The organism is Haemophilus sp. SZY H56 (assembly GCF_054332415.1).
The window spans coordinates 1-26,461 of the sequence record NZ_JBTGNX010000006.1 but is presented as its reverse complement, the minus strand read 5'-3'; the positions used below and the strand labels follow the sequence as shown (position 1 = coordinate 26,461).

Below are 26,461 nucleotides of genomic sequence, written 5' to 3'. Positions count from 1 at the left end.
ATTTTTCTATAAGAATTTGATTTGGGTCATTGAAGCACCTCTCGATGAGACGAATAATAGCCTGCGAAAATCGAAAAGATAAAGGAAGACAACATGAAACCTCAAACACTTCAAAAAACCGCACTCGCACTACTTGTTGGTTGGTATGCCGCCAATGCAGCCGCTTATTCTGAACAGGGGCAAGCTGGTAATACCAAAAGCTGGGAAAGCACCGAATACCTTAAAGACTGGGGCTTGACCTCAATGAATGCTTCCACGGCTTACGCCCTTGGCTTTAATGGTTCAGGCATAAAAATCGGCGTGATGGATTCAGGCGTGCTATTAAACCACCCAGAATTTCAAGATGGTCGAATCCACGTTGTAAAAACGGAAGGGACTTATAGTAAAGATGGCATGCGTTATCCCGATGCATCGGTGGGAAATGGTCCAATTAATAAAAATGAACCAGTAAAAAACGGCAAACGCAATTTCGATAAAACAGATAATAGCATCTTCACTAAAGGTGAAGCCTTCAATATTGACGGGGCATGGCATAAATATACCAATGATGCGCACGGTACGCACGTTGGCGGGACAATGGCGGCAAGCCGCGACGGCAATGAAATGCATGGTGTAGCATTCGGTGCTAACCTCTATTCTGCTAATACTGGTGGTAACGACAACATGACCTATGGCCCAAACCAAGACTATAGTTTCTTCTTACAGGGCTACTCTGCCCTAGCAGATGCCGGTGCCAAAGTAATTAATAACAGTTGGGGTTCAAACCGTCGTGTTAATTCATCCTTTGCTGGTGCACAAGGCTACAAACCAAAATATGATTGGCGTGATGTGCCTGAATATGGCGTGCAATATTATGATGTACCAAAAGCACCTGAGCCAATTTCCAGTCCTGCGGCACATATTTATTTAAGTAACTTAGTCGAGGCTGAAAAAGCTTATTATCAATTTGTCACGAGTGGTGAGAAAAACTTTGTTGATGCGGCTTATGAAGTGGCAAAAAATAAACAAGTAATTCAAGTCTTTACCGCGGGTAACCGCAGTATGATGGCGGAGTCCTTTACGCGTGCGATGTTGCCTTATTTCAGACCTGATGCAGAAAAATACTGGGTAAACGTCACCGGTCAAGTCGGTGGTGAAGGCTATCCAAATGACTCAAATGACGATGTAAGTGATGAAAAAGCAGGCGCAGATATTCAAGAATTTAACCTCGCCGGCCATTCAAAATGGTGGACGATTGCGGCGCCATCTGCCAACATCTATTCCTCCTACATTCAATTACAAGACAACAATACTTATGGTAAGCCTATCTACAAATCGGCTGGTGGTACTTCAATGGCTGCACCTCATGTAAGTGGCGCGTTAGGTGTCATTCTTTCTCGCTATCCATACATGACAACCGATCAAGCGCGTGATGTCATGCTAACCACAGCAAGACAAACCACGCTTCGTAAAGGGTTTGAAGGTAAACCGTTAGAACGTTGGGAAACTGAACAAGGTGTACCGAGTAACGTTTGGGGTTGGGGGATTTTAGATCTTGGCAAAGCCATGTTTGGCCCAGGTCAATTCTTAGGAAACGTGAAAATTAACCTCAATCAAAATGATGTTTGGTCAAATGATATTAGCGATAAAGCCATCAAAGCACGTCAAGTCGAAGATCAAGCTGAAGTGGCAACTTGGACAACGCGCAAAGCTGAATTACAAGCATTAATGCAAAATCGTGCAGGCGCGACAGCTGAAGAAAAAGCAGAATATCAAGTAGGCTTAGCGCGTGAAGCCGCTCGTAATGAACGTGCCGCACAAGGTTATATCGGTGCTTTAACTAAAAATGGTTCTGGCACCTTAACCCTCACGGGTGATAACAGTTTCACAGGTGCAATTACTGTAAATGAAGGTCAGCTTTCAGGGTTAAATCAATCCCTTGGTTCGGCACAACAAGTTATCGTAAAACAAGGTGCAACATTGGAAGTATTACCGAAAGCAGAAATCACTAAACCAAGTGAGAATGGATTTGCCACCGAAACCTTAACCAGCACGGCGAGAACGGTCACTGCAACGGTAGAAAAAGGTGGTCGTCTCTTACTGAATAATGGTATTGCTAACGTCAATGCCACCTTTGCAGACGGTTCTGTTTTAGTGCCAAATAAATTTGATGAAGAAATTCTGCCTCAATTACAACAAGACCCACAAAAAGCGGTATCAGTTCAAGGTACCGGGTCATTTGTGGGAGCTGAAAATACGATAGTTGAAACACCTCACACTTATGATTTCTTTGCGGTTAAAAATGAAAGTAATGCATATACGCTGAAAGTGACCGTTCAGAAAAAAGCCCTTTCATCGGCAGCAACCACTGAAAATGAAGTGGCTATCGCCAATGCCTTAGATGCAGCAACAAACAGTGCAGCGTATCAAAGTCTCATTTGGGGAACAAAAGAGAACGCTCGCCAAGCCTTTGCTCGTTTAAGCTATGATGAAGATCTCGCTGCCGAACAACACAATGTGTTAAATGGCTTATTGCTTCGTCAGCAACTTGCCCAACTGGGCGCAGTAAGAGCTCAACTTAATTCAGGTACACAAATTTGGACAAGTGGCACCTTCACCCACTTTAGCACGGATAGTTTAAGCAGCCATGCGTACAATCAACTTGTGGGTATTGATGCAACCATTGATACAGACAAACATTTAGGTGTATTTGTCGGCTCAACACAAAATAGCCACAAAATTGACCGCACTTCGAAAGATCGTGCCGTACATTTAGGCTTAACAGCTGAACATCGTTTCAACGTATTAACACCGAAAATTGGCTTTATTCAAAGTTGGGGTAAACACGAACAACGTGCAGAATTTGCGCAAGGTGTGAAAACTCATAGCCAAACACAAAATGTCTTTGCTGAGCTTGCCTACACTGGCTTAAAAGGCAAACATTTTGCGATTGAACCTTATGCTAGCGTAAGTTATATGCACATCAAAAATAAAGGTGTGACAAAAGGCGAAGTGCAGTTAAAAGACAACAATCGTGATTTAATCGTCACCTCTGTAGGTTTACGTCCATCCATTCCATTTGCAGTTGGTAGCGTTCAATTAAATCTATTAGGTGATGTGACTTATCATCGTTTCCATAAAGATAAAGCCGCTGAAGGCAGCTTGGTGATCAATAATCAAGGTGTCGCAAATCTTTATGGTAAAGAATTGAAAAATATCGTCACGACAGGTGTCGCATTGCAAGCGCAATTCACGCCGGCATTTAGCGTAAAAGTTGGTTATCAAGGTGCTTACCACCACGATACCAAAGTGAATAATGTGAATGCGGAATTACGTTTCTCGTTTTAACGATATTCAATAAGACAAAAGTGCGGTCAATTTTGACCGCATTTTTTTGGTTACTTCAAAAATGCCGCATGATAGGCAATATGCTCACCAATAAAACTGGCGATGAAGTAATAGCTATGATCGTAGCCTTTGTGGAAACGCACATCGAGCGGTTGATTTGCCGCACGACAGGTTTCGATAAAATCTTCGGTGCGTAATTGTGTTGGCAAAAATTCATCTTCTAAGCCCTGATCAATACGCATACCTTGCACTTTATAGCCTTGTTGAATGAGCGAGCTGGCATCATATTGCTGCCATTTCTCACGATCTTCCCCTAAATAAGCAGTAAAGGCTTTTTCTCCCCAAGGCACTAGGCTTGGCGATAAAATAGGCGAAAAAGCAGAAACACTTTGATAACGTTCTTGGTTTCGTAGTGCCAATACCAATGCACCGTGCCCGCCCATTGAATGTCCCATAATGGAACGTTTGCCGTTGGTAGGGAAATTTGCTTCAATTAAAGTAGGCAATTCATTCAAGATATAATCATACATCTGATAATTCGTCGCCCAAGGCTGCTCGGTCGCATTAAGATAAAAGCCCGCACCTTGCCCTAAATCGTAAGCCGCATCGTTCGGCACTTGCTCTCCACGAGGACTAGTATCAGGGGCAACCACAATCACTTGATGTTCTGCTGCATAACGCTGAAAGCCTGATTTGGTAATGAAATTTTGTTCAGTACAAGTTAAGCCAGAAAGCCAATAAATCACACCAAGCGGTCGATTTTCCGGATTATTTGGCAAATAGACAGCAAATTTCATTTCGCATTGAAGCGTTTGGGCATCATGTGCCCAAACTTGTTGCAAACCGCCAAAAATTTGATGTTGTTCAATCAGTTTCATTGCGTACCTTAGTAATGAATAACCGTGCGGATCGATTTACCTTCGTGCATTAACTCAAAGGCTTCATTGATTTGATCGAGTGTCATTGTGTGAGTCACAAACGGTTCTAACTGGATGTCACCTTTCATTGAATCTTCCACCATTTTCGGCAGTTCAGAGCGACCTTTCACGCCACCAAATGCTGAACCTTTCCAAACACGGCCTGTGACCAACTGGAACGGGCGCGTTGAAATTTCTTGGCCTGCACCTGCTACGCCGATGATAATGGATTGTCCCCAACCACGGTGTGCACTTTCTAATGCTTGACGCATTACGTTTACGTTGCCGATACATTCAAAGGTATGGTCAATGCCCCATTTGTTGATGTCTAACAACACATCTTTGATAGGTTTATCGTAATCATTCGGATTTAAACAATCCGTTGCACCAAACTGTTTTGCCAACTCGAATTTTGCAGGATTGGTATCAATAGCAATAATACGACCCGCTTTAGCTTGACGTGCACCTTGTACCACCGCTAAACCAATCGCTCCCAAGCCAAACACCGCAACAGAGTCGCCTTCTTGCACTTTTGCTGTGTTATGCACCGCACCAATACCTGTGGTAACGCCGCAACCAAGTAAACATACTTGTTCATGATTTGCTTCTGGGTTAATTTTCGCCAGTGACACTTCTGCAACAACAGAATATTCACTAAAGGTCGAACAGCCCATATAGTGATAGATCGGCTGACCTTGATAAGAAAAACGCGTTGTTCCATCTGGCATTAAGCCTTTACCTTGCGTATCACGCACTGAGACGCATAAGTTGGTTTTACCAGAACGACAAAACTCACATTCACCACATTCTGCGGTATAAAGCGGAATGACGTGATCACCTGGTTTTACGCTTAATACACCTTCGCCCACTGCAACGACCACACCTGCACCTTCATGTCCAAGCACTACAGGGAATACGCCTTCAGGATCGCTCCCTGATAACGTAAATGCATCAGTATGGCAAACGCCTGTGTGAGTATTACGGATTAACACTTCGCCTTTGCGTGGCATTTCTACGTCGATTTCTACAATTTGTAAGGGTTGATTTGGGGCGAATGCTACCGCCGCACGAGATTTGATCGTTGAGTTGATTTGTTTAATTTCCATTGTTTTTCCTCTTAATTCATTGACAAAGTTGCCTTGCCTAAGCAAGATAGCAACAGTTTACACTTTAGAGTTCACTCTAAGGCAAGCGTTTTTTGCAACTTTTTATTTGGAAGGAAGGGAAATGACTTACACCACCGCTAAAGCTGCCGAAAAAATCGGTATCTCCGCCCACACTTTACGTTTTTATGACAAAGAAGGCTTATTGCCTAACGTTGGGCGCGATGAACACGGCAATCGCCGTTTTACTGATAACGATTTGCAATGGTTGAGTTTATTACAATGCTTGAAAAATACAGGAATGAGCTTAAAAGACATCAAACGCTTCGCTGAATGTACCACCATTGGCGACGATACCATTGACGAACGCCTTGCATTATTTGAAAGCCAAACGGAAAATGTGAAATGCCAAATTGCTGAATTAAAACGCTATTTAAACCTACTGGAATATAAGTTAGCATTTTATCAAAAAGCCAAAGCGTTAGGCTCAGTGGAAGCCGTGAATTTGCCACAGATTCCTGAAACGACCTAAGTTAAGAGCTTGGTCCAACTTTTTGGGTTAAGTCAAAATTGACCGCACTTTTGCCCATAGATAAATAAAAAGGCATCAATCTGATGCCTTTTCAATTCATTAACATGAAAAATTAACGCTCATTCCAACGTTTGATTGATTCACGAATCACTTCTTTCGCTTCTTCTACATCGCCCCAGTGAGTCACTTTTGTTAAACCTGTTTTTTTCAATGCTTTGTAGTTATTGAAGTGGAATTCAATTTGTTTGATTAATTGCGCTGGCACATCTGCAAGGCTGTTGTATGCATTGCCGGTATCGCGATCATCTGCTGGCACACAAACGATTTTATCGTCCACTTCGCCATCATCAACGAATTTCATCACACCGATAACTTTTGCTTCAAGGAATACACCTGTTGCAAGTGGTTGGCGCGTTAATAATAAAACGTCTAACTCATCGCCATCTTCGTCTAAAGTTTGTGGAATGAAACCATAGTTAGTTGGTTTTGCGAAGATCGCTGGCTCAACACGGTCTAATTGGAACGCTGCAACTTTACGGTTCCATTCGATTTTGTGGCAGCTACCTTCTGGAATTTCATTTACCACATTGATAATGCCGGCATCTACATCGCCTGGCGTTAAAATTTGATTAAAATCAGCCATTGTTTTTCCTTTTTTGATTACGTTAAAAACTCTCAGAGTATAGCAGTTTTTAGCCGATAAAAAAATATGTGAAAAACATCCTCAAAACTGACCGCACTTTCCCGCCAGCCTAGCAAAAAAACGATTGCGCAAACGTTTACTTTTGAGTGATTTACTATAAAATAGCACGTCCTTTTTTTTGATTATTAACCTAGGGTAGGGGACTTTATGTCAAGTTTAGAAAAAACCTTTGAACTCAACAAACGCGGTTCAACGGTTCGTCAAGAAATCATTGCGGGTTTAACCACCTTCTTAGCCATGGTGTATTCCGTAATTGTTGTGCCTAAAATGCTTGGTGATGCAGGCTTTCCCGCTGAATCCGTGTTTATCGCAACCTGTTTAGTGGCGGGTCTTGGTTCGATTTTAATTGGCTTTTGGGCAAATGCGCCAATGGCGATCGGCTGTGCTATTTCATTAACCGCTTTCACCGCATTTAGCTTAGTGATTGGTCAACATGTTTCTATTCCTGTGGCATTAGGTGCCGTATTCCTCATGGGTTTGGTGTTCACCTTAATTTCGGCAACAGGTATTCGTTCATGGATTTTACGTAACCTGCCATCAAGTATCGCGCACGGTGCAGGGATCGGGATCGGCTTATTCTTACTTTTAATCGCCGCAAACGGCGTAGGCTTAGTGGTCAGCAACCAAGCGGGTTTACCGGTTAAATTAGGTGATTTCACCTCGTTCCCTGTGATGATGTCCTTAATCGGCCTTGCATTCATTATCGGCTTAGAAAAAATGAAAGTGAAAGGCGGGATTTTATGGGTCATCATTGCCATTACTATCGTAGGTTTAATCTTCGATTCAAACGTAACATTCAATGGACAGATCTTCAAAATGCCAACCTTTGGTGAAAACTCACTTTTCTTACAATTAGATTTGCAAGGTGCATTACAACCAGCCATTTTACCAATTGTTTTTGCTTTAGTGATGACTGCCGTATTTGATGCAACTGGTACTATTCGTGCCGTTGCAGGTCAAGCTGACTTATTAGATAAAGACGGACAAATCATCAACGGTGGCAAAGCCTTAACCTCTGACTCTGTAAGTAGCTTATTCTCAGGTTTATTCGGTACTGCGCCAGCAGCCGTTTATATCGAATCAGCAGCAGGTACAGCCGCAGGCGGTAAAACGGGTATCACCGCTATCGTCGTCGGTGTATTGTTCTTATTAATGTTATTCTTCCAACCACTTGCATTCTTAGTGCCTGGTTATGCAACTGCACCGGCGTTAATGTATGTGGGCTTATTAATGCTAAGCAATGTGAGCAAATTAGACTTTGATGATTTCGTCGGCGCAATGAGCGGCTTAGTTTGTGCGGTATTCATCGTACTCACCGCAAACATCGTAACCGGTATCATGCTTGGCTTTGCGGCATTAGTGATTGGTCGTATCGTGAGTGGTGATGTGAAAAAACTCAACATCGGCACGATTATCATCGCCATTGTACTTGTCGCATTCTATGCTGGCGGCTGGGCGATTTAATTAAATGTATCTTGATAAGGCGAACGAATGGTTCGCCTTTTTTATTTCTAGCCTTAAAAAACAATCGAAAAACCAACCGCACTTTTACTTTACAAATCCCTAAATCCGCCTAAAATACAGGCCTTTAATACGGCTTGCCAAAAGCAAGCTACTGACCTGAAATCAGACAAGAGAACATTATGACAACCCCATTTAAACCTGAATTACTCTCCCCTGCGGGATCCCTCAAAAATATGCGCTACGCCTTTGCTTATGGCGCAGATGCCGTTTATGCAGGCCAACCACGTTACAGTTTACGTGTACGCAACAATGAATTTAATCACGCCAATTTAAAAATCGGGATCGATGAAGCCCATGCGCTTGGCAAAAAATTCTATGTGGTCGTAAACATTGCACCGCATAACTCCAAACTTAAAACCTTTATCAAAGATTTACAACCTGTCATCGACATGGGCCCAGATGCCTTAATTATGTCTGACCCAGGCTTAATTATGTTGGTGCGTGAAAACTTCCTGGATATTGATATTCACCTTTCTGTACAAGCGAATGCGGTAAACTGGGCAACGGTAAAATTCTGGGAACAAATGGGGTTAACTCGTGTGATTTTATCGCGCGAATTATCCATTGAAGAGATCGCAGAAATTCGCCAACACGTGCCAGATATCGAACTCGAAATTTTCGTACACGGTGCGTTATGCATGGCGTATTCTGGCCGTTGCTTGCTTTCTGGCTATATCAACAAACGCGACCCAAACCAAGGTACTTGCACCAATGCTTGCCGTTGGGAATACAAAATGGAAGAAGGCACTACGGATGAAGTGGGCAACATTGTGCCAAAAATCGACCCTGCTCAACAAATCGAAGTGAAAAATGTGGCGCCAACCTTGGGCGAAGGTGCAGTAACGGATAAAGTCTTCCTTTACACCGAATCACAAAAGCCTGATGAGCAAATGACGGCGTTTGAAGATGAGCACGGCACTTACTTTATGAACTCAAAAGACCTGCGTGCAGTACAACATGTAGAAAAATTGACCGCTCTTGGTGTGCATTCTTTAAAAATCGAAGGCCGTACTAAATCATTCTATTACTGCGCAAGAACCGCACAAGTTTATCGCAAAGCCATTGATGACGCGGCTGCGGGCAAACCATTTGATGAAAGCTTAATGGATATGTTGGAATCCCTTGCTCATCGTGGTTATACCGAAGGTTTCTTACGTCGCCATACGCACGATGAATACCAAAATTACGAATATGGCTACTCTATTTCTGAACGCCAACAATTTGTCGGTGAATTTACCGGTAAACGCAATGAGCAAGGCATGGCTGAAGTGGCGGTGAAAAATAAATTCTTGCTTGGTGATGAAGTGGAAATGATGACCCCACAAGGCAACATCGTTTTTAAAATTGAAAAAATGCTCAATCGCAAAAACGAACATGTGGAAGCCGCACTTGGCGATGGCCATTTTGTCTTTTTAGATGTGCCACAAGACGTCCAACTTGATTATGCATTGTTGATGCGTAACTTGGTCAACACCAACACGCGTAATCCACATAATTAATTTGTTAAAAAATTGTTGCACTTGTTAAAGAATGTACTATAATACATCCCATACCTGATTTGTTAATTCAACAACTCATAGTATGACTCCAAATATTTTGCCCTTTCACCTTTTTGAAAGGGCTTTTTTTCTTGTTCTTTCCTCCGAATAGCTCTAGACTATGCCCCATTTTTAGCTTTCATTATTTACAATTATGCGTGTTTCTGACTTTCATTTTGACTTACCTGATGAGCTGATTGCTCGTTACCCTAAAGAAGATCGCTCTTCTTGCCGTTTGCTACAACTCAATGGCGAAAACGGGGAAATTTCTCACCGCACTTTTACCGATGTATTAGATTTAATCGATGAAGGTGATCTGTTGATTTTTAACAATACGCGTGTAATCCCAGCTCGTATGTTTGGTCGTAAAGCCAGTGGCGGAAAAATTGAAGTGTTGGTGGAACGTGTTTTAAGTGTACATCATTTCTTAGCGCATATTCGCTCATCAAAAGCCCCGAAAGAAGGTGCAGAATTATTTTTAGGCGAAGATAAGCTCGGTGAAAATAATGGCGTAAAAGCGATTATGGTCGGTCGTCAAGATGCCCTTTTTGAAGTGGAATTAGCGGATAAAAGTCGCAATGTACTTGATGTGTTGCAAGAAATCGGTCATATGCCGTTACCGCCTTATATTGATCGCCCAGATGAAGAAGCGGATCAAGAATGCTATCAAACCGTATATAACAAAGTGCCTGGTGCAGTGGCGGCACCAACAGCAGGCTTGCATTTTGATGATGAGCTTTTACAAAAATTACACGAAAAAGGCGTCAATTTTGAATTTGTGACTTTGCACGTGGGCGCAGGTACATTCCAACCCGTACGTGTTGAAAATATTGAAGATCACATCATGCACGCAGAATATGTGGAACTTTCTCAAGAAGTCTGCAATGCCATTATTGAAACGAAAAAAGCGGGTAAACGTGTCATTGCAGTGGGTACAACATCAGTGCGTTCTGTTGAAACCGCTGCCCTATCGGCAGAAGAAAATGGCAATCCAGATTTAATTGAACCTTATTTTTCTGATACGTCTATTTTTATTTACCCGGGCAAATCATTCCGTGTGGTGGATGCGTTGATTACCAACTTTCACTTACCGGAAAGCACATTGATTATGTTGGTATCGGCCTTTGCAGGCTTTAGCCACACCATGAATGCCTATAAAAGTGCGGTCGAAAATCGCTATCATTTTTTCAGTTATGGCGATGCGATGTTCATCACTAAAAACCCCAATGTGAAAGGCTTAGAATAAGTGGTTTGACTTATTTTCAGCCAACTCATAAAATACTCGTCCAGAAGCCTGTACTAACAGGCTTTTTTATTGAATAACAACCTTCGAACTGTTTATTCGTTGAGGAAAGAAAATGAAATATGAATTAGATAAAACCAGCGGCAGTGCACGTCGTGGTCGCTTGGTGTTTGAACGTCCACAAGGTACGTTCAGCGTAGAAACCCCTGCATTTATGCCAGTGGGCACCTATGGCACGGTAAAAGGCATGACACCGGAAGAAGTGCGTGCGACGGGTGCAGAAATTTTGCTTGGTAATACCTTCCATTTATGGCTTCGTCCTGGACAGGAAGTGATGCGTAAACACGGTGATTTGCACGATTTTATGCAATGGCATCGCCCGATTTTGACGGATAGTGGCGGCTTCCAAGTATTTAGTTTAGGTAAATTACGTAAAATCACCGAAGAAGGAGTGAAATTCCAAAACCCAATTAACGGTGAGCGCATTTTCCTTTCACCTGAAAAATCCATGGAAATTCAATATGATTTAGGTTCTGACATCGTGATGATTTTCGATGAATGTACGCCTTATCCAGCGACTTTCGATTATGCGAAAAAATCCATGGAAATGTCTCTTCGTTGGGCAAAACGTAGCCGTGATCGCTTTGATGAATTAGGCAATAAGAATGCCCTATTCGGTATTATTCAAGGTGGCGTGTTTGAAGAATTACGCAAAGTCTCATTAGAAGGCTTAGTGAATATTGGCTTTGACGGTTATGCAGTGGGCGGTTTAGCGGTAGGCGAACCAAAAGAAGACATGCACCGTATTTTAGAATACATCTGCCCACAAATCCCGGCTGATAAACCGCGTTATTTAATGGGTGTGGGTAAACCGGAAGATTTAGTGGAAGGCGTACGTCGTGGTATTGATATGTTTGACTGCGTAATGCCAACCCGTAACGCTCGTAACGGCCATTTATTCGTGACAGACGGCATTGTCAAAATCCGTAATGCAAAATATCGTGATGATACCAGCCCATTGGATCCTGAATGTGATTGCTACACCTGTAAAAACTACACCAAAGCCTATTTATACCATTTAGATAAATGCGGTGAAATTTTAGGTGCTCGCTTAAATACCATTCATAATTTACGCTATTATCAACGCTTAATGGCGGAAATTCGTCAGGCTATTGAAGACGAGCGTTTTGATGATTTTGTGGTGGAATTCTATGCTCGCATGGGCAAACCAGTTCCCCCATTACAATTAGCGGATAACTCATAATTGCTGAAAGTGTGGTAGAAAAATGAAGCGTTTTTTGACCGCACTTTTTAACAAAGGAAACCTTATGCAAATCCTTGAACCTCAACAATTTGCCACTTGGAATGAGCCGATTGATATGCTTTATGCTTGTCATAGCAAAGTGAAACGCTTTTGTAAACAGCTCACCATTCTTCCTGGCTACTTAGAAAAAAATGGCGTGAATCAAGCCGTATTAAATGATGTGAAAACCATTTTGCAGTATTTTAATCACGCGGCACCTCTTCATCATGATGATGAAGAAAAAGACTTTTTCCCCGCTTTAATTGAAAAAGCACCTCAAGCGAAAGAGTCGGTGGATGAATTAGAACGCCAGCATGTTACTTTGCATGAAAATTGGGCAAAGCTTTCGGAGCAGCTAGAAGAATTGATTGCAGAGAAACGTACCGATGTAGATGAAAGACTGATTACGCAGTTTGTGGCGAGCTATGATAGACACATATCCCTTGAAGAGCCGCTATTTGAGCTTGGTAAGCAATATTTATCCGCAGAACAACTCACGGCTATGGGCAAAATTATGTTTGCTCGTCGCCAAGCTTAAACCATGAAATATCAATTAAATTTGACCGCACTTTCCTGCCCGATTCCGCTTTTAACTGCAAAGAAGGCTTTGGCAAATTTAGCGTCAAATGATGAATTAGTTTTGCAATTAAATCGTCAAAGTGCGGTCGAAAATTTTGTTGTTTTTTGTGAAGAAAATCAATGTGAATTAGTGGATCAACATTGGCTTTCCGAGCAAATCTTCGAAGTTTGCTTGAAAAAAATCAATTAATTCCAAAATTCTCGTTGTTATTGCCTTCATCGGCTTTTACTGAATGCCGTTTTATGGTATTTTACGACCACTTTTAACTTTTCATTTTATAAGGAAAACACAATGGAAGCACAAAGCCCAATGTCCACGCTATTTATTTTCGTGATCTTCGGTTTAATTTTTTATTTTATGATTTACCGCCCACAAGCAAAACGTAATAAAGAACACAAAAAATTAATGTCTGAATTGGCGAAAGGCACTGAAGTATTAACCGCTGGTGGCGTCATTGGTAAAATTACCAAAGTAACCGAAGGTGCTGAAATTGTTATCGCATTAAACGATACCACTGAAATCACGATTAACCGTAACTACATTGTTTCAGTATTACCGAAAGGTTCTGTAAAATCTCTCTAATTTAAATTCCTAAAGGGAAAACTATGTTAAATCGTTACCCATTATGGAAGAATCTAATGGTGATCCTTGTGGTCGCCATTGGTGCTTTATACTCTCTTCCAAATATCTATGGTGAAGATCCTGCGGTGCAAATTTCCGGTACTCGCGGACAACAAGCAGACACCACCGCATTAACTGAAGTACAAAATGTACTGAAAGAAAATAACCTTCCAACCAAATCTATCGTTCTTGAAAATGGCTCTATTCTTGCCCGTTTCACCAACACAGATGATCAACTTCTTGCCAAAGATAAAATTGCAGAAAAACTAGGCAACAGCTATACCACGGCATTAAACCTTGCACCGGCAACACCGACTTGGTTAAGCAGCATTGGGGCCAACCCGATGAAATGGGGTTTGGACTTACGTGGTGGTGTACGCTTCTTAATGGAAGTGGACATGAATTCTGCTTTGGCTAAACGTCAAGAACAGTTACAAGACACATTACGTGGCGAGTTACGTAAAGAAAAAATTCAGTTTACCGCGATTAAAAATGGTGACAAATTTGGTACAACGGTCACGTTAGAAAACGCTGACCAGATATCAAAAGCAGCACGTATTATTCGTCAGCTACACCCAACATTAGATGTGTCTGATATTGGTGACAACACCTTAAACCTTGCCCTTTCTGAAACGGCATTAACAGAATCACGTAACTTAGCGATCGAGCAAAACTTAACGATTTTACGTAAACGTGTCGCTGAATTAGGCGTAGCTGAAGCGGTTATCCAACGTCAAGGTGCAGAACGTATCGTAATCGAATTACCGGGTGTTCAAGATACTGCCCGTGCAAAAGAGATCTTAGGTGCAACTGCGACACTTGAATTCCGCATTGTGAATTCGTTGGTGAACCCTGAATCAGCAGCGCGAGGTATGTTACCTTCTGACACAGAAATCAAATATGACCGTCAAGGTAGACCTGTTGCACTTTACAAACGTGCAGTATTGGGTGGTGAACACATCATCAACTCAAGCTCAGGTTTAGACCAAAACACCAGTACGCCACAAGTCAGTGTCACCTTGGATAGTGAAGGCGGCGAAATCATGTCGCAAACCACCAAGAAATACTACAAAAAACCAATGGCAACCTTGTATGTAGAATACAAAGACAACGGTAAAAAAGACGAAAATGGCAAAACTATTTTAGAGAAAAATGAAGAAGTGATTAACGTTGCTACTATTCAAGGTCGCTTTAGTTCTAACTTCCAAATTACGGGTGTAAGTAGCTCTGCAGAAGCACAAAACCTTTCTATGTTATTAAAATCAGGTGCATTAATTGCACCAGTGCAAATCGTTGAAGAACGTACAATTGGTCCTTCACTGGGTGCACAAAACGTAGAACAAGGTATCAATGCAAGTTTCTGGGGATTAATTATAGTCATCTTCTTCATGTTGATTTACTACAAAATCTTCGGCATTATCGCAAGCTTTGCATTAGTGATTAACATCGTTTTATTAGTCGGTTTAATGTCTATCCTACCTGGAGCAACACTTTCCATGCCGGGGATTGCGGGTATCGTATTAACCTTGGGGATGTCGGTGGATGCCAACGTACTTATTTTTGAGCGTATCAAAGAAGAAATTCGTAATGGTCGTCCAATCCAGCAAGCTATTAACGAAGGTTATAACGGTGCATTCTCCTCTATCTTCGATGCGAACTTAACCACAATTTTAACGGCAATTATCCTTTATGCAGTCGGTACCGGTCCAATTCAAGGCTTTGCGGTAACCCTTGCATTAGGTGTGGCAATTTCAATGTTTACAGCGATTACCGGAACACGTGCTATCGTGAACTTCCTATACGGCGGTAAACGTCTTGAAAAATTATCAATTTAGGTAGGATAAGATGAGATTATTTGCAAAAGATAAAAACGGACATTTTATCCGTGAAGTGAATGGGATTAAATTGCCATTCTCTCTCACTGAGTTTATGAAAGTGAGATTTGTAGGGTATGCATTTTCCGCTATTTTGATGACGATTTCCCTCTTCTTCATTATTACAAAAGGCTTCAACTGGGGCTTAGATTTTACGGGCGGTGTGGTATTTGATACTCACTTCTCACAACCCGCTGATTTAGAGAAAATCCGTGGCACATTAAACCAAAACGGGATTTCAAGCCCAATTGTACAAACAACGGGTTCTGTACAAGATGTCATGATCCGTTTACCAGCCGACAATAACGATTCTGGTATCGGTGAACACGTTAAAGGCATGCTCCAAACAATCGACCCGAATATTCATATTAACAGTATTGAATTTGTGGGGCCTAACGTTGGTGAAGAGTTAGCTCAAGGTGCAGTTTATGCGACTCTTGCTACTCTTGCGATGATGTTGATTTATATCGGCTCACGCTTTGAATGGCGTTTAGCTGTGGGCGGTATTGCCTCACTTGCTCACGACGTAGTCATTACCCTCGGTTTGTTCTCTGCATTACAAGTTGAAATGGATTTAACCTTTGTGGCGGCAATTCTTTCCGTTGTGGGTTACTCTATCAACGATAGTATCGTGGTATTCGACCGTGTACGTGAAAACTTCCGTAAAATTCGTCGTGTAGATACTATCGATATTATTGATATTTCCTTAACGCAAACCTTGTCGAGAACCATCATGACCTCTCTCACAACACTTCTTGTTGTGATTGCCTTGTTCTTCTTTGGTGGGCCATCCATTCATAACTTCTCGTTAGCGTTATTAATCGGTATCGGTTTTGGTACCTACTCATCAATCTTTATCGCGATTGCGATTGCTTATGATGTTGGTCTACGTCGCGAACACATGATTCCACCAAAAGTGGATAAAGAAATCGATGATTTACCTTAATCTATCGAACATGAGATAAAAAGAAAGCCGCCATAATGGTGGCTTTTTTATTGCTAAAATTAAGTGCTTTTTGACCGCACTTTATTCGTTTACATCACCTAATAAAGCTGCATATTTCTTCGTTGATTCGGAACTTTCCAGGGTAATTTTAAACGCCATTGTCAGCGGCACAGAAAGCAACATGCCTACCGTACCAAGTAACCATCCCCAGAAAAGTAATGAAAAGAATACGACCAAGGTAGAAAGCCCTAAGGTTTTTCCCATCATTTTCGGTTCAATAATATTACCGATCACAATATTTGATGCAATAATACCAACAGTTACGCCCATTCCTACACCAAATCCATTCAGTAATAAAGCTTGAACCACAATCGGCACTGCGGCAATAATTGAACCGATATTCGGAATATAATTTAATAGGAAGCTTAAGGTTGCCCATAAAATCGCATATTGCACCCCCGTTACATCCAACAAAATCCAAGTCGCAACACCTGTCAACAAACTTGTCACCGTTTTCACACCAAGATAACTAATCACACCGTCTAAAATACGATCAATGTGATGCTCTTCCGCAACAACATCATGTTCATTGGCACTTAAAACTAACGCAAGTTTATGCTTCATGGTTGGTGCTTCAAGCAGCATAAAAATCACGGCTAAAATCAACACAAAAACATTCGTCACAACGCCAGAAAAGTTTAATAACAAACGGCTCACAAAGTTCATGATCACGCTCGGATCAAAATGCTCCATAATGGCTTCGCGAGAAATCACAATCGGCAATTTCAGTTTTTGAGCTAATGCTATAACGTCATTTATACGCTCTGAAAGTAGCACTTTATATTGCGGAATAGAACGTGTAAATTCCTGCACACTGCTGTTAATTAATCCCGCCAGGAAAAAGAATACAATTAAAATCAAAACAAATAACAAGGCAATCGCAATACCATGTGGTACTTTGCGTTGTGTCATTGCTTTAATCACGGGTGAACAAATAATGGCGATAAATAATGCCAATAAAAAAGGCACAACAATCTCTGCCGCCAGTTTAATTCCCGCAAACACAATCACTAAAGCCGCCATAGCAACGACAGTGCGGTTAAAATTTAAGTTTTTTTCCACTAAATGGCTTCCTCATTTTCTTCGCCTGTACGAATACGAATCACACGTTCTATATCATAAACAAAGATCTTTCCATCACCGATTTTGCCTGTTTGGCAGGTTTCAACAATGGTTTCAAGGCATTGTTCAAGCAAATCATCTGGCACGACAATTTCAATTTTCACTTTAGGCAGAAAATCCACCATATATTCTGCACCACGATAAAGCTCTGTATGTCCTTTTTGACGGCCAAAACCACGAACTTCAGTCACCGTCATTCCGCTAATGCCAATATCAGATAGATTTTCACGCACATCATCTAATTTAAATGGCTTAATAATGGCTTCGATTTTTTTCATCTTATTTCTCCAAATTTTCGCGTCGTGCGGCTTTCGGTCGAAAGCTTGTAATCACTTCAGGCTTGGTATCAATATAAATACCATCAATTAATTGCAAGCAATAAGGCACTGCACTAAAAATCCCTTTCACTAAGACTTTACCTTGCTCATCTTTCACGCCTTCTAAAGTTTCTTTGATGGCTTTTGGCTGACCAGGTAAATTCAAAATCAAACTATTTTTACGAATCACACCAACTTGACGAGATAAAATCGCAGTCGGTACAAAATGCAAACTCACTTGACGCATTTGCTCGCCAAACCCAGGCATTTCACGATCGGCTACCGCTAACGTTGCATCAGGTGTCACATCACGTTTTGCCGGTCCTGTACCGCCCGTTGTGAGCACTAAATGACAATGGTACTCATCCACCAATTCTTTCAACGTTTGTTCAATTAATGGCTGCTCATCTGGAATTAATCGCGTTTCCACTGCAAAAGGATCTACCAACGCTTGCTCTAACCATTGTTGTAATTCGGGAATCCCTTGATCTTGATACACACCACTTGATGCACGATCTGATACTGAAACCAAACCTATTTTTAAAAGTGCGGTCATTTTTTTCCTCATTTTTATACGCAATAAACAGCGTCATTCTACCCTATTTTATCTTTTACCAAAGCATAAAAAAGCCATTTAGCTTTCACTAAATGGCTTTTCATTTTAGAGCTTATTGTCTCGCCTGAACTTTACCGTCAGTATAATCAACGGTTACCACTTTACCTGGTAATAATTGACCAGATAAGATTTGTTGTGCCAAGCTGTTTTCGATCTCTTGTTGAATTGCACGTTTTAATGGACGCGCACCATAAATTGGGTCGTAACCCACTTCACCAATGAAATCTAATAACGCTTCAGTAAACACTAATTCGTAACCACGGGTTTCCATACGTTTTGCTAAACGTTCTAATTGGATGCTTGCAATCGCACGGATATTGTCTTTACCAAGTGGGTGGAATACCACAGTTTCGTCAATACGGTTGATGAATTCCGGACGGAAATGTTGGCTCACCACTGACATCACTAAGGCTTTCATTTCACCATAGCTTTCGTCTTTGCTACCTTGGATTAAATCAGAACCCAAGTTAGAGGTCATAATCACCACCGTGTTACGGAAGTCCACAGTACGGCCTTGACCATCAGTTAAACGACCATCATCCAATACTTGTAATAAGATATTGAATACGTCCGCATGTGCTTTTTCCACTTCATCCAACAAAATTACCGAATATGGACGACGACGTACTGCTTCAGTTAAGTAACCACCTTCTTCATAGCCTACGTAGCCTGGAGGCGCACCCACTAAACGAGAGACGCTGTGTTTTTCCATAAACTCTGACATATCAATACGCACCATCGCATCTTCACTGTCAAAGAGGAATTTCGCCAAAGTTTTGCAAAGCTCTGTTTTACCTACACCAGTTGGACCTAAGAATAAGAACGAACCAATTGGGCGGTTAGGATCAGAAAGCCCTGCACGGCTACGACGAATTGCATTTGCTACCGCATCTACTGCTTCTTCTTGACCGATCACACGTTTATGCAATTCTTCTTCCATGCGTAAGAGTTTTTCTTTCTCGCCTTCCATCATTTTAGAAACAGGAATACCTGTTGCTTTAGAAAGCACTTCGGCAATTTCTTCATCAGTTACACGATAACGCAATAAGGTCATTTCTTTGCCTTCGCTGGTTTCAGCGGCAGCAAGTTGTTTTTCCAATTCAGGAATACGACCGTATTGAAGCTCAGACATTTTGCTTAAATCACCAGCACGACGCGCTTGTTCCATTTCAGTTTTCGCTGCATCTAACGCTTGTTTGATGTGTTGAGAACCTGAAAGTGCTGCTTTTTCTGATTTCCAAACTTCTTCAAGTTCAGCGTATTCACGTTCTTTATCAGCAAGCTCTTTTTCTAACATGTCTAAACGCTTACGGCTGGCTTCGTCTTCTTCTTTTTGTAATGCTTGTTGTTCCAATTTTAATTGGATAATACGGCGTTCAAGACGATCAAGCGGTTCAGGTTTAGAATCTATTTCCATACGGATGCTCGAAGCGGCTTCATCGATTAAGTCGATGGCTTTATCCGGCAATTGACGATCGGAAATATAACGGTGTGAAAGTGTTGCTGCTGCTACGATTGCTGGGTCAGTAATATCTACATGGTGATGGATCTCATAACGCTCTTTCAAACCACGTAAGATCGCAATGGTATCTTCGACACTTGGCTCATCCACAAAGACTTTTTGGAAACGACGCTCAAGTGCGGCATCTTTCTCGATATATTGACGATATTCGTCTAATGTAGTTGCCCCCACACAGTGTAATTCGCCACGTGCTAAACTTGGTTTTAATAAGTTACCTGCATCCATCGCACCATCAGTTTTACCTGCACCAACCATGGTATGGATTTCATCAATAAAGAGGATTACGCGACCTTCTTCTTTTGATAACTCATTTAAAACAGCTTTTAAGCGCTCTTCAAATTCACCGCGGTATTTCGCACCAGCAATCAGTGCGCCCATATCTAAAGAAAGTACACGTTTGTTTTTTAAGCCTTCAGGCACTTCACCATTAACAATACGTTGTGCTAAACCTTCCACGATAGCGGTTTTACCTACACCAGGCTCACCGATTAATACAGGGTTATTTTTGGTACGACGTTGCAATACTTGAATCGCTCGACGAATTTCTTCATCACGACCAATAACTGGGTCAAGTTTGCCACTTTCAGCACGAGCGGTTAAATCAATAGTATATTTTTCAAGAGCTTGTCTGCTTTCTTCTGCATTTTGATCGTTCACGCTTTGTCCTCCGCGAATATGTTGAATCGCTTGTAAAATTTGTTCTTTTTTTGCACCACATTTTTTCAAAATGTCATTTAATGTGCCTCGCTCTTCAAGCGCGGCTAATAAGAACAACTCACTGGAAATAAATTTATCTTGTTTTTGTTGTGCTAATTTGTCACATAAATTCAATAAGTTGAGTAATTGACGAGAAATTTGCACATCTCCGCCATTACCCGACACTTGTGGCAACTTATTCAATTCGGCGTTTAATTCATTACGTAATAACGCCACATTCACGCCACTTGCTGTCAAAATCGGTGCAATTGAACCGTCTTGTTGATTTAAAAGTGCGGTCAATAAATGCACTGGTTCGATAAACTGATTATCTTTACCTAGCGCTAATGACTGTGCTTCACTGAGTGCTTGTTGAAATTTTGTGGTAAATTTTTCAATATTCATACCTTATCTTCTCCTGCATTAAATACTCGGGGTCATCCCCTTTATGAGTAACTAGATAAGACCCTTTTTTGGTATTTCAAGAGAAAAAATCAACAATTTTTAATTTTTTCTATCGAATTTTATTTCTTGATAGGTTTAAGCAACTAAAATTCGGTGAAGAGGCACGTCCCACGCTTCAGTTGGAAGCTGTTCGACTTGCTGACATTGATGGGCTAATCCCACAGGAATAAAAGAAGCATTTTGCCAATTTTGTAAGGTGCGGTCATAAAAACCACCGCCCATACCAAGGCGATTCCTTTGTTTATCAAACGCGACAAGTGGTGTAAAAAGAATATCTAATTCATTCAAAGGCAATACGTTTTGCACATTGAGTTTTGGCTCCCAAATGCCAAATTTATTTTTCAACATTGGTGTATCTGGCAAATAACGTAAGAACAAAAGATGATTAGGATTGAAAGGGTGTAATACTGGTAAATAAACGCACTTATCTTGTGCCCAAAGGGTTTTGATAAGTTTATCCGTGGAGATTTCACCATCAAAGGAAACATACAAGGCAATATGCTGCGCATTTCGTGCTTCAATTAATGCAAGCGCTTGCTGAGTGATGGAATCTTCTGCCTGTTGCTGCTGAAGTGCGGTCAAATTTGCTCGTGTTTTACGAATTTGTTGACGGAGTTGATGGCGAAGCGTTTGCTGTGTTGATTTCATTTAATCAGAAAGAATGGATTTTAAAGGAAGGTCCCAGAGTGCCGCTACGAGTAGTAGTCCTTGAACCCGATGGTTCAAGGAAACCGGTAAGGTCATTTTTAGGTTTCTTTAGCCCAATGACAAAGTCAAAGGTCAAGCCTACACACCAATGACGGGAAACCGATTTATAAGATTTTAAGTATCGGCTCAGGGACATAACCCATCCACGAACACCCCAGGAAATCTTTTAAATTTATACTAGCTCAATTTGATCAATTTGACTAGCCTTTATTTTAAATAATTTGCTTTTACCTCTAGATTATAAACAACATATAAATTATTTTTTAATTGGTTGAATTAAATCTGAATCGTCAAGTTTCTTTATTTCAGTAAATTTTTTATCTTTGTTCGCTTCAATTACCTTCTGCGTTTGATCCGCTAATTGCTGTAAACCCATTCGATCATATGCTTCTTTCATTAAGAATAAACCTTCATAGGTCGCTTGTGCATCAGGATATTGTTGCAACATACCCACTACGCGATTTGATACTGCGACCCATGCATCACGTTTTGCATAGAATTTCGCAATCTCTAACTCATGACGCGCTAATGAGTCTTTGATATACGCCATACGTGCTACCGCATCTTGTGAATATGGACTATTCGGGAACGCACTAACTAAACTTTGAAAGTTAGAAAATGCCGTTTTCATAGATGTTGTTTCACGCGTTGCACGATCGATGCCAAAGAAATCTTGGACCATATTATCAGCAGTTGCTAAATTTGTTAACCCTGCCATATACACGGCATAGTCACGGTTTGGACTTTGTGGAAATTGGTGTAGATAATTATCTACTGTCACTAATGTTGCCGTATAATCTTGTGCTTTATAGTTTGCATAAATTAAATCAAGCATAGCTTGTTCTTGATAAGTACTGCCTGGAAAACGTTCTGTTGTTGCATTTAAATAACGAATTGATTCTTTATAGCTACCTTCTTGCAAAGCAGATGAGCCTTTTGCATAAAGCTCATCAACTGAAGATTGTTCCACTTCTTTCTTACCACTACAAGCCATAATAGCCAATGAAGTCATAGCAATAAGTGCGAAAGATTTTATTTTATGCATTCTTTTTCCTTAATTTTTACGAAAATCAATAAATAAGTTACAATTAGCGAATATTGTATAGAACATTACACAATAAGCCAACTTTTTAAATTTTTAGATGGATTGTTTATGCCACAAATTACCTTAACGGCTGAAATTCAGCCCGAACAAATGGGACAACGTTTAGACCAAACCCTCGCAGAGTTGTTCCCTGAATATTCTCGTTCACGTTTAAAAACCTGGATTGAAGCAAAACAGGTAAAAATGAACGATGAAATTGCCGATATTCCTCGTACTAAAGTTTATGGCGGAGAGCAAATTGAAATTTCAGTAGAAGTAGAAGATGAAAACCGTTTTGAACCACAAAATATTCCGCTCAATATTGTTTATGAAGATGACGATATTATCGTGATTAATAAACCTAAAGATCTTGTGGTTCACCCAGGTGCTGGAAATCCAAATGGCACGGTACTTAACGCGCTACTCTATCACTATCCACCTATTGCCGAAGTACCGCGTGCAGGGATTGTGCATCGTTTAGATAAAGACACAACGGGTCTCATGGTTGTTGCCAAAACCATTCCTGCACAAACCAAACTCGTACGTGACTTACAAAAACGTAAGATCACTCGTGAATACGAGGCTGTTGCAAGTGGCATTATGACCAAAGGTGGAACCGTAGACCAACCCATGGCTCGCCACGCGACAAAACGTACACTGATGGCTGTTCACCCAATGGGTAAACCGGCTGTGACGCACTATCGCATTATGGATAATTTCCGTAATTACACCCGCTTACGCTTACGTTTAGAAACGGGTCGTACTCACCAAATTCGTGTGCACATGGCGCATATCGCACATCCATTATTAGGTGATCAAACTTACGGAGGCCGTCCTCGCCCACCTAAAAATGCAAGCGAAGTCTTCACTGAGGTGCTACGCAATTTTAAACGCCAAGCCCTACATGCGGTTATGTTGCGTTTAGCTCATCCTATCACAGGTGAAATGATGGAATGGTATGCCCCATTGCCAGATGACTTTGTCGAATTACTGCATGCCTTAAAAGCGGATTACCTCGAACACAAAGACGAATTGGATTATTAAGATGAAAACCATTGTTCCAAACTGGAATGTTCCACCACATATCCAAGCTTTTACAACCACAAGAGAAGGAGGCGTAAGCCTGCCGCCTTTCGATAGTTTCAATTTAGGCGATCATGTCGAAGATGATAAAAGTGCGGTCAAAACTAACCGCACTTTACTGGTCGAAAAATTTAATCTGCCACATTTCCCGTTGTTTTTAACTCAAACGCACAGCACTCGTGTAATCACGGTGCCTTATGAGGGTAATAATTTAGAGGCTGATGCGATTTATACCAATCAACCTAACCAAGTATGTTTGGTCATGACGGCTGATTGCTTGCCAGTTTTATTCACTAATAAGCAAGGGACTGAAGTAGCTGCGGCACATGCGGGTTGGCGTGGACTCTGTGATGGTGTATTAGAAGAAACCGTGAAATGTTTTCAATCTGCCCCTGAAGAGATTATTGCGTGGTTTGGCCCTGCTATCGGCCCTAATGCATTTCAAGTTGGCAAAGAAGTGATTGAACAATTTATGGCGTTTGACCCGATTGCAGAAACGGCTTTTCGACCCGATCCGAATGAAGTAGGAAAATACCTCGGCAATCTTTATCAAATCGCCACACAACGCCTCAATAAATTAGGTATTTCCCAAATTTACGGTGGGGAGCATTGCACATTCAATGAAAAAGAGAGCTTCTTTTCCTATCGTCGAGATGACAAAACAGGAAGAATGGCGAGTCTAATTTGGATAAAAAAATAAACCTATCAATACAACAAACCGCACATTAAAGCGCGGTTTATTTTTGGCTTATTCTGAATAGTTTTCGAACCAACTTTCTAAAATCAGGCAAGCAGAAATCCCATCTACTTTGCCTTTATTGAGAGCTCGATAACCGCCACGCTGGAAAATTTCATCACGAGCAGAAACCGTCGTTAAGCGCTCATCTTGTAGTTCGACTTTGATACCGAAACGACCATTTAAGCGATTGGCAAATTTTTTCGCACGAAGTGTTAAATCTTGCTCGGTGCCATCCATATTTAAAGGCAATCCCACCACAATAACATCAGGTTTCCAGTCTTTTAAACATTTTTCAATGGCATCCCAATTGGGAATCCCAGCTTGCGCTTTAAATGCAGGTAAGGCTTGCGCCGTCCCCGTGATACTTTGCCCGACGGCACAACCAATACTTTTTGTGCCAAAATCAAATGCGATTGCCGTGATGCCCATTAACTATGCCCTACTTGTGAAAAGACAAAATTATGAGGATGAATCCCCAATAATTGATTCGCGGCGGGATAACGATCTTCATAAATGGTTTCAAATAAAATAGTGTCTGACGCTGGCGCGACTAGCCATGCATTATCTGCAATCTCTTGTTCTAGCTGTCCCGCTGTCCAACTGGCACAACCGAGTGCAACAAGATATTTTTCGGGCGCATCCTCTGAACCAAAGGTTTCCACAATATCTGCCGAAGTGGTCAGAAACATCTCATCAGTAATTTTATAACTATGCTCAAATTCTTTCGCAGTTTTCTTATGCAGAATAAAACCACGCTCAGAATGCACTGGACCACCCGCAAGCACAAGTTCACTGCTAAAAGTGCGGTCATTTTTCATCATAAAATTCATTTTTGAATACAACTCAGCAATGCTTAAATCGGTGGGTTGATTAATCACTAAGCCCATCGAACCTTGCTCATTATGCTCACACATATACACCACAGTATTTTGGAAATAATCCTCCAACTGTGGCATCGCGATTAAAAATTGCCCTTGTAAATCCATCATTATCCCAAATCTCCAAAACAAATTTGCAACGCACTAATCGCCGCTAAAGAGGCTGTTTCTGTACGTAACACACGCTTTCCTAATAAAATCTCAGTAAATCCTTGTTGTTCAGTTTGAGCGATTTCTTGAGGTGATAAACCTCCTTCTGAACCAATAAGCAAACGAACCCCTTCTTTTGGAATAGAAGGCAAGGTTTTAATAGAATATTGGGCTCTTGGATGTAAATTCAATTTCAACGCGCCATCATTTTCTGCACACCAATCTTGTAATTTCATTAACGGACGAATTTCTGGCACAACGTTACGGCCACATTGTTCACAAGCTGCAATGGCAATTTTTTGCCATTGTTGGATTTTCTTATCCATACGCTCACCATCTAACTTCACACCACAGCGTTCTGACCATAATGGTGTAATCACATTCACGCCCAACTCTACGGATTTTTGAATGGTAAATTCCATTCGATCGCCGCGTGAAATAACCTGCCCTAAATGAATCGATAAATTCGACTCTTTATCACTTAATTCACAACCAAGAATGTCCACTTTAACGGCTTTTTTGCTCGCTTCAATAATTTTTGCTGGATAAATATGATTACTTCCATCAAATAATTCAATTTGCTCACCTTCAGTCATGCGAAGTACACGTCCTACGTGATTAGCCGCATCATCTGAAAGTTGGCAAGTAGATTGATTTTTAAGGGATTCGGGATGATAAATTCTTGGAATACGCATAATATTGAGTCTTTGATATAAGGAAAAAGTGCGGTCATTTTTGATCTGCACCCCAAAAGTTGGACTCAACAAACCAACAATTGAGGTGCAGATTTTTTATGGGTAAACACTACAC

Annotated in this window: 25 protein-coding genes and 1 other RNA gene; 13 read left to right on the top strand and 13 right to left on the bottom strand. The window is 41.2% G+C overall.

What is annotated here, in order from left to right; all coding sequences use genetic code 11:
* Positions 1 to 93: 93 nt before the first annotated feature.
* The gene (locus ACXVWP_RS05785; protein WP_128786965.1) at positions 94 to 3,327 is read left to right on the top strand and encodes a S8 family serine peptidase; all 3,234 of its coding nucleotides are present in this window, start codon (positions 94 to 96) and stop codon (positions 3,325 to 3,327) included.
* A 50-nt stretch (positions 3,328 to 3,377) separates the two neighbouring features.
* On the opposite strand, the gene fghA is transcribed toward ACXVWP_RS05785, so the two are convergent.
* Positions 3,378 to 4,205 carry an S-formylglutathione hydrolase gene (gene fghA, locus ACXVWP_RS05780; protein WP_289901450.1) on the bottom strand — a complete coding sequence of 276 codons (828 nt, stop codon included), beginning with the start codon at positions 4,203 to 4,205 and terminating at the stop codon, positions 3,378 to 3,380.
* A gap of 8 nt (positions 4,206 to 4,213) precedes the next feature.
* On the bottom strand, positions 4,214 to 5,350 hold the full coding sequence (locus ACXVWP_RS05775; protein ID WP_458472617.1) for an S-(hydroxymethyl)glutathione dehydrogenase/class III alcohol dehydrogenase: 1,137 nt from the start codon (positions 5,348 to 5,350) through the stop codon (positions 4,214 to 4,216).
* A 121-nt stretch (positions 5,351 to 5,471) separates the two neighbouring features.
* Here ACXVWP_RS05775 and ACXVWP_RS05770 point away from each other — a divergent pair, with 121 nt between their 5' ends.
* Positions 5,472 to 5,879 (top strand): MerR family transcriptional regulator, encoded by a 408-nt coding sequence (locus tag ACXVWP_RS05770; protein ID WP_007526955.1) that lies wholly within the window; start codon positions 5,472 to 5,474, stop codon positions 5,877 to 5,879.
* Positions 5,880 to 5,991: 112 nt separating this feature from the next.
* Here ACXVWP_RS05770 and ACXVWP_RS05765 read toward each other — a convergent pair whose 3' ends face one another.
* The gene (locus ACXVWP_RS05765; protein WP_289901451.1) at positions 5,992 to 6,522 is read right to left on the bottom strand and encodes an inorganic diphosphatase; all 531 of its coding nucleotides are present in this window, start codon (positions 6,520 to 6,522) and stop codon (positions 5,992 to 5,994) included.
* A gap of 207 nt (positions 6,523 to 6,729) precedes the next feature.
* Between ACXVWP_RS05765 and ACXVWP_RS05760 the strand changes: the two genes are divergently transcribed.
* The 9 genes from ACXVWP_RS05760 (at position 6,730) to secF (ending at position 16,211) form a co-directional block, all read left to right on the top strand.
* Positions 6,730 to 8,046: an NCS2 family permease gene (locus ACXVWP_RS05760; RefSeq protein WP_369866748.1), complete on the top strand. Its 1,317-nt coding sequence runs from the start codon at positions 6,730 to 6,732 to the stop codon at positions 8,044 to 8,046.
* A 179-nt stretch (positions 8,047 to 8,225) separates the two neighbouring features.
* Entirely contained in the window at positions 8,226 to 9,605 is a 1,380-nt protein-coding gene (gene trhP, locus ACXVWP_RS05755) for a prephenate-dependent tRNA uridine(34) hydroxylase TrhP (protein WP_369866749.1), read from the top strand.
* Positions 9,606 to 9,798: 193 nt separating this feature from the next.
* Positions 9,799 to 10,890, top strand: coding sequence for a tRNA preQ1(34) S-adenosylmethionine ribosyltransferase-isomerase QueA (queA, locus tag ACXVWP_RS05750; RefSeq protein ID WP_289901453.1), 1,092 nt, complete (start codon positions 9,799 to 9,801; stop codon positions 10,888 to 10,890).
* Between the two features lie 112 nt (positions 10,891 to 11,002).
* Entirely contained in the window at positions 11,003 to 12,151 is a 1,149-nt protein-coding gene (tgt, locus tag ACXVWP_RS05745; protein ID WP_297567350.1) for a tRNA guanosine(34) transglycosylase Tgt, read from the top strand.
* Positions 12,152 to 12,215: 64 nt separating this feature from the next.
* Positions 12,216 to 12,728 carry a hemerythrin domain-containing protein gene (locus tag ACXVWP_RS05740; RefSeq protein ID WP_289901455.1) on the top strand — a complete coding sequence of 171 codons (513 nt, stop codon included), beginning with the start codon at positions 12,216 to 12,218 and terminating at the stop codon, positions 12,726 to 12,728.
* Between the two features lie 3 nt (positions 12,729 to 12,731).
* Positions 12,732 to 12,959: a sulfurtransferase TusA family protein gene (locus tag ACXVWP_RS05735; protein ID WP_289901456.1), complete on the top strand. Its 228-nt coding sequence runs from the start codon at positions 12,732 to 12,734 to the stop codon at positions 12,957 to 12,959.
* 102 nt (positions 12,960 to 13,061) lie between these two features.
* Positions 13,062 to 13,352: a preprotein translocase subunit YajC gene (yajC, locus tag ACXVWP_RS05730; protein ID WP_049357671.1), complete on the top strand. Its 291-nt coding sequence runs from the start codon at positions 13,062 to 13,064 to the stop codon at positions 13,350 to 13,352.
* A 23-nt stretch (positions 13,353 to 13,375) separates the two neighbouring features.
* Positions 13,376 to 15,226 (top strand): protein translocase subunit SecD, encoded by a 1,851-nt coding sequence (gene secD / locus ACXVWP_RS05725; RefSeq protein ID WP_289901457.1) that lies wholly within the window; start codon positions 13,376 to 13,378, stop codon positions 15,224 to 15,226.
* Positions 15,227 to 15,236: 10 nt separating this feature from the next.
* Positions 15,237 to 16,211: a protein translocase subunit SecF gene (secF, locus tag ACXVWP_RS05720; RefSeq protein WP_289901458.1), complete on the top strand. Its 975-nt coding sequence runs from the start codon at positions 15,237 to 15,239 to the stop codon at positions 16,209 to 16,211.
* A gap of 81 nt (positions 16,212 to 16,292) precedes the next feature.
* Here secF and ACXVWP_RS05715 read toward each other — a convergent pair whose 3' ends face one another.
* The 7 genes from ACXVWP_RS05715 to ACXVWP_RS05685 form a co-directional block, all read right to left on the bottom strand.
* On the bottom strand, positions 16,293 to 17,333 hold the full coding sequence (locus ACXVWP_RS05715) for an AI-2E family transporter (RefSeq protein WP_289901459.1): 1,041 nt from the start codon (positions 17,331 to 17,333) through the stop codon (positions 16,293 to 16,295).
* Positions 17,333 to 17,671, bottom strand: a complete 339-nt coding sequence (gene glnB / locus ACXVWP_RS05710) for a nitrogen regulatory protein P-II (protein WP_289901460.1) — start codon at positions 17,669 to 17,671, stop codon at positions 17,333 to 17,335. Before glnB ends, ACXVWP_RS05715 begins: the two co-directional genes overlap by 1 nt.
* 1 nt (position 17,672) lies before the next feature.
* Positions 17,673 to 18,266 carry a molybdopterin adenylyltransferase gene (gene mog, locus ACXVWP_RS05705; RefSeq protein ID WP_032827430.1) on the bottom strand — a complete coding sequence of 198 codons (594 nt, stop codon included), beginning with the start codon at positions 18,264 to 18,266 and terminating at the stop codon, positions 17,673 to 17,675.
* A gap of 112 nt (positions 18,267 to 18,378) precedes the next feature.
* Positions 18,379 to 20,949: an ATP-dependent chaperone ClpB gene (clpB, locus tag ACXVWP_RS05700; protein ID WP_128786952.1), complete on the bottom strand. Its 2,571-nt coding sequence runs from the start codon at positions 20,947 to 20,949 to the stop codon at positions 18,379 to 18,381.
* 135 nt (positions 20,950 to 21,084) lie between these two features.
* Positions 21,085 to 21,657: a 5-formyltetrahydrofolate cyclo-ligase gene (locus ACXVWP_RS05695; RefSeq protein WP_128786951.1), complete on the bottom strand. Its 573-nt coding sequence runs from the start codon at positions 21,655 to 21,657 to the stop codon at positions 21,085 to 21,087.
* 26 nt (positions 21,658 to 21,683) lie between these two features.
* Positions 21,684 to 21,881, bottom strand: a non-coding RNA gene (gene ssrS, locus ACXVWP_RS05690) — 6S RNA.
* Positions 21,882 to 21,973: 92 nt separating this feature from the next.
* Positions 21,974 to 22,762 (bottom strand): outer membrane protein assembly factor BamD, encoded by a 789-nt coding sequence (locus ACXVWP_RS05685; protein ID WP_297567330.1) that lies wholly within the window; start codon positions 22,760 to 22,762, stop codon positions 21,974 to 21,976.
* Positions 22,763 to 22,870: 108 nt separating this feature from the next.
* Between ACXVWP_RS05685 and rluD the strand changes: the two genes are divergently transcribed.
* Positions 22,871 to 23,845, top strand: a complete 975-nt coding sequence (rluD, locus tag ACXVWP_RS05680) for a 23S rRNA pseudouridine(1911/1915/1917) synthase RluD (RefSeq protein WP_289901463.1) — start codon at positions 22,871 to 22,873, stop codon at positions 23,843 to 23,845.
* Position 23,846: 1 nt separating this feature from the next.
* A complete protein-coding gene (pgeF, locus tag ACXVWP_RS05675; RefSeq protein ID WP_289901464.1) occupies positions 23,847 to 24,584 on the top strand; it encodes a peptidoglycan editing factor PgeF in 738 nt (245 codons plus the stop codon).
* Positions 24,585 to 24,632: 48 nt separating this feature from the next.
* Here the strand turns inward: pgeF and ruvX are convergent, their stop codons facing one another.
* Genes ruvX through rsmE form a run of 3 tightly spaced genes read right to left on the bottom strand, consistent with a single transcriptional unit; the run spans position 24,633 to position 26,346 of the window.
* Positions 24,633 to 25,052: a Holliday junction resolvase RuvX gene (ruvX, locus tag ACXVWP_RS05670; RefSeq protein ID WP_297567327.1), complete on the bottom strand. Its 420-nt coding sequence runs from the start codon at positions 25,050 to 25,052 to the stop codon at positions 24,633 to 24,635.
* A complete protein-coding gene (locus tag ACXVWP_RS05665; protein ID WP_049357655.1) occupies positions 25,052 to 25,612 on the bottom strand; it encodes a YqgE/AlgH family protein in 561 nt (186 codons plus the stop codon). Before ACXVWP_RS05665 ends, ruvX begins: the two co-directional genes overlap by 1 nt.
* Positions 25,612 to 26,346: a 16S rRNA (uracil(1498)-N(3))-methyltransferase gene (rsmE, locus tag ACXVWP_RS05660; RefSeq protein ID WP_049357654.1), complete on the bottom strand. Its 735-nt coding sequence runs from the start codon at positions 26,344 to 26,346 to the stop codon at positions 25,612 to 25,614. The genes ACXVWP_RS05665 and rsmE overlap by 1 nt, the downstream gene beginning before the upstream one ends.
* Positions 26,347 to 26,461 lie beyond the last annotated feature (115 nt).

Coding starts and splice junctions, on each gene's coding strand:
- ACXVWP_RS05785 (WP_128786965.1), top strand. CDS start 94: ATGAAACCTCAAACACTTCAAAAAACCGCACTCGCACTACTTGTTGGT.
- fghA (WP_289901450.1), bottom strand. CDS start 4,205: ATGAAACTGATTGAACAACATCAAATTTTTGGCGGTTTGCAACAAGTT.
- ACXVWP_RS05775 (WP_458472617.1), bottom strand. CDS start 5,350: ATGGAAATTAAACAAATCAACTCAACGATCAAATCTCGTGCGGCGGTA.
- ACXVWP_RS05770 (WP_007526955.1), top strand. CDS start 5,472: ATGACTTACACCACCGCTAAAGCTGCCGAAAAAATCGGTATCTCCGCC.
- ACXVWP_RS05765 (WP_289901451.1), bottom strand. CDS start 6,522: ATGGCTGATTTTAATCAAATTTTAACGCCAGGCGATGTAGATGCCGGC.
- ACXVWP_RS05760 (WP_369866748.1), top strand. CDS start 6,730: ATGTCAAGTTTAGAAAAAACCTTTGAACTCAACAAACGCGGTTCAACG.
- trhP (WP_369866749.1), top strand. CDS start 8,226: ATGACAACCCCATTTAAACCTGAATTACTCTCCCCTGCGGGATCCCTC.
- queA (WP_289901453.1), top strand. CDS start 9,799: ATGCGTGTTTCTGACTTTCATTTTGACTTACCTGATGAGCTGATTGCT.
- tgt (WP_297567350.1), top strand. CDS start 11,003: ATGAAATATGAATTAGATAAAACCAGCGGCAGTGCACGTCGTGGTCGC.
- ACXVWP_RS05740 (WP_289901455.1), top strand. CDS start 12,216: ATGCAAATCCTTGAACCTCAACAATTTGCCACTTGGAATGAGCCGATT.
- ACXVWP_RS05735 (WP_289901456.1), top strand. CDS start 12,732: ATGAAATATCAATTAAATTTGACCGCACTTTCCTGCCCGATTCCGCTT.
- yajC (WP_049357671.1), top strand. CDS start 13,062: ATGGAAGCACAAAGCCCAATGTCCACGCTATTTATTTTCGTGATCTTC.
- secD (WP_289901457.1), top strand. CDS start 13,376: ATGTTAAATCGTTACCCATTATGGAAGAATCTAATGGTGATCCTTGTG.
- secF (WP_289901458.1), top strand. CDS start 15,237: ATGAGATTATTTGCAAAAGATAAAAACGGACATTTTATCCGTGAAGTG.
- glnB (WP_289901460.1), bottom strand. CDS start 17,671: ATGAAAAAAATCGAAGCCATTATTAAGCCATTTAAATTAGATGATGTG.
- mog (WP_032827430.1), bottom strand. CDS start 18,266: ATGACCGCACTTTTAAAAATAGGTTTGGTTTCAGTATCAGATCGTGCA.
- clpB (WP_128786952.1), bottom strand. CDS start 20,949: ATGAATATTGAAAAATTTACCACAAAATTTCAACAAGCACTCAGTGAA.
- ACXVWP_RS05695 (WP_128786951.1), bottom strand. CDS start 21,657: ATGAAATCAACACAGCAAACGCTTCGCCATCAACTCCGTCAACAAATT.
- ACXVWP_RS05685 (WP_297567330.1), bottom strand. CDS start 22,762: ATGCATAAAATAAAATCTTTCGCACTTATTGCTATGACTTCATTGGCT.
- rluD (WP_289901463.1), top strand. CDS start 22,871: ATGCCACAAATTACCTTAACGGCTGAAATTCAGCCCGAACAAATGGGA.
- pgeF (WP_289901464.1), top strand. CDS start 23,847: ATGAAAACCATTGTTCCAAACTGGAATGTTCCACCACATATCCAAGCT.
- ruvX (WP_297567327.1), bottom strand. CDS start 25,052: ATGGGCATCACGGCAATCGCATTTGATTTTGGCACAAAAAGTATTGGT.
- ACXVWP_RS05665 (WP_049357655.1), bottom strand. CDS start 25,612: ATGATGGATTTACAAGGGCAATTTTTAATCGCGATGCCACAGTTGGAG.
- rsmE (WP_049357654.1), bottom strand. CDS start 26,346: ATGCGTATTCCAAGAATTTATCATCCCGAATCCCTTAAAAATCAATCT.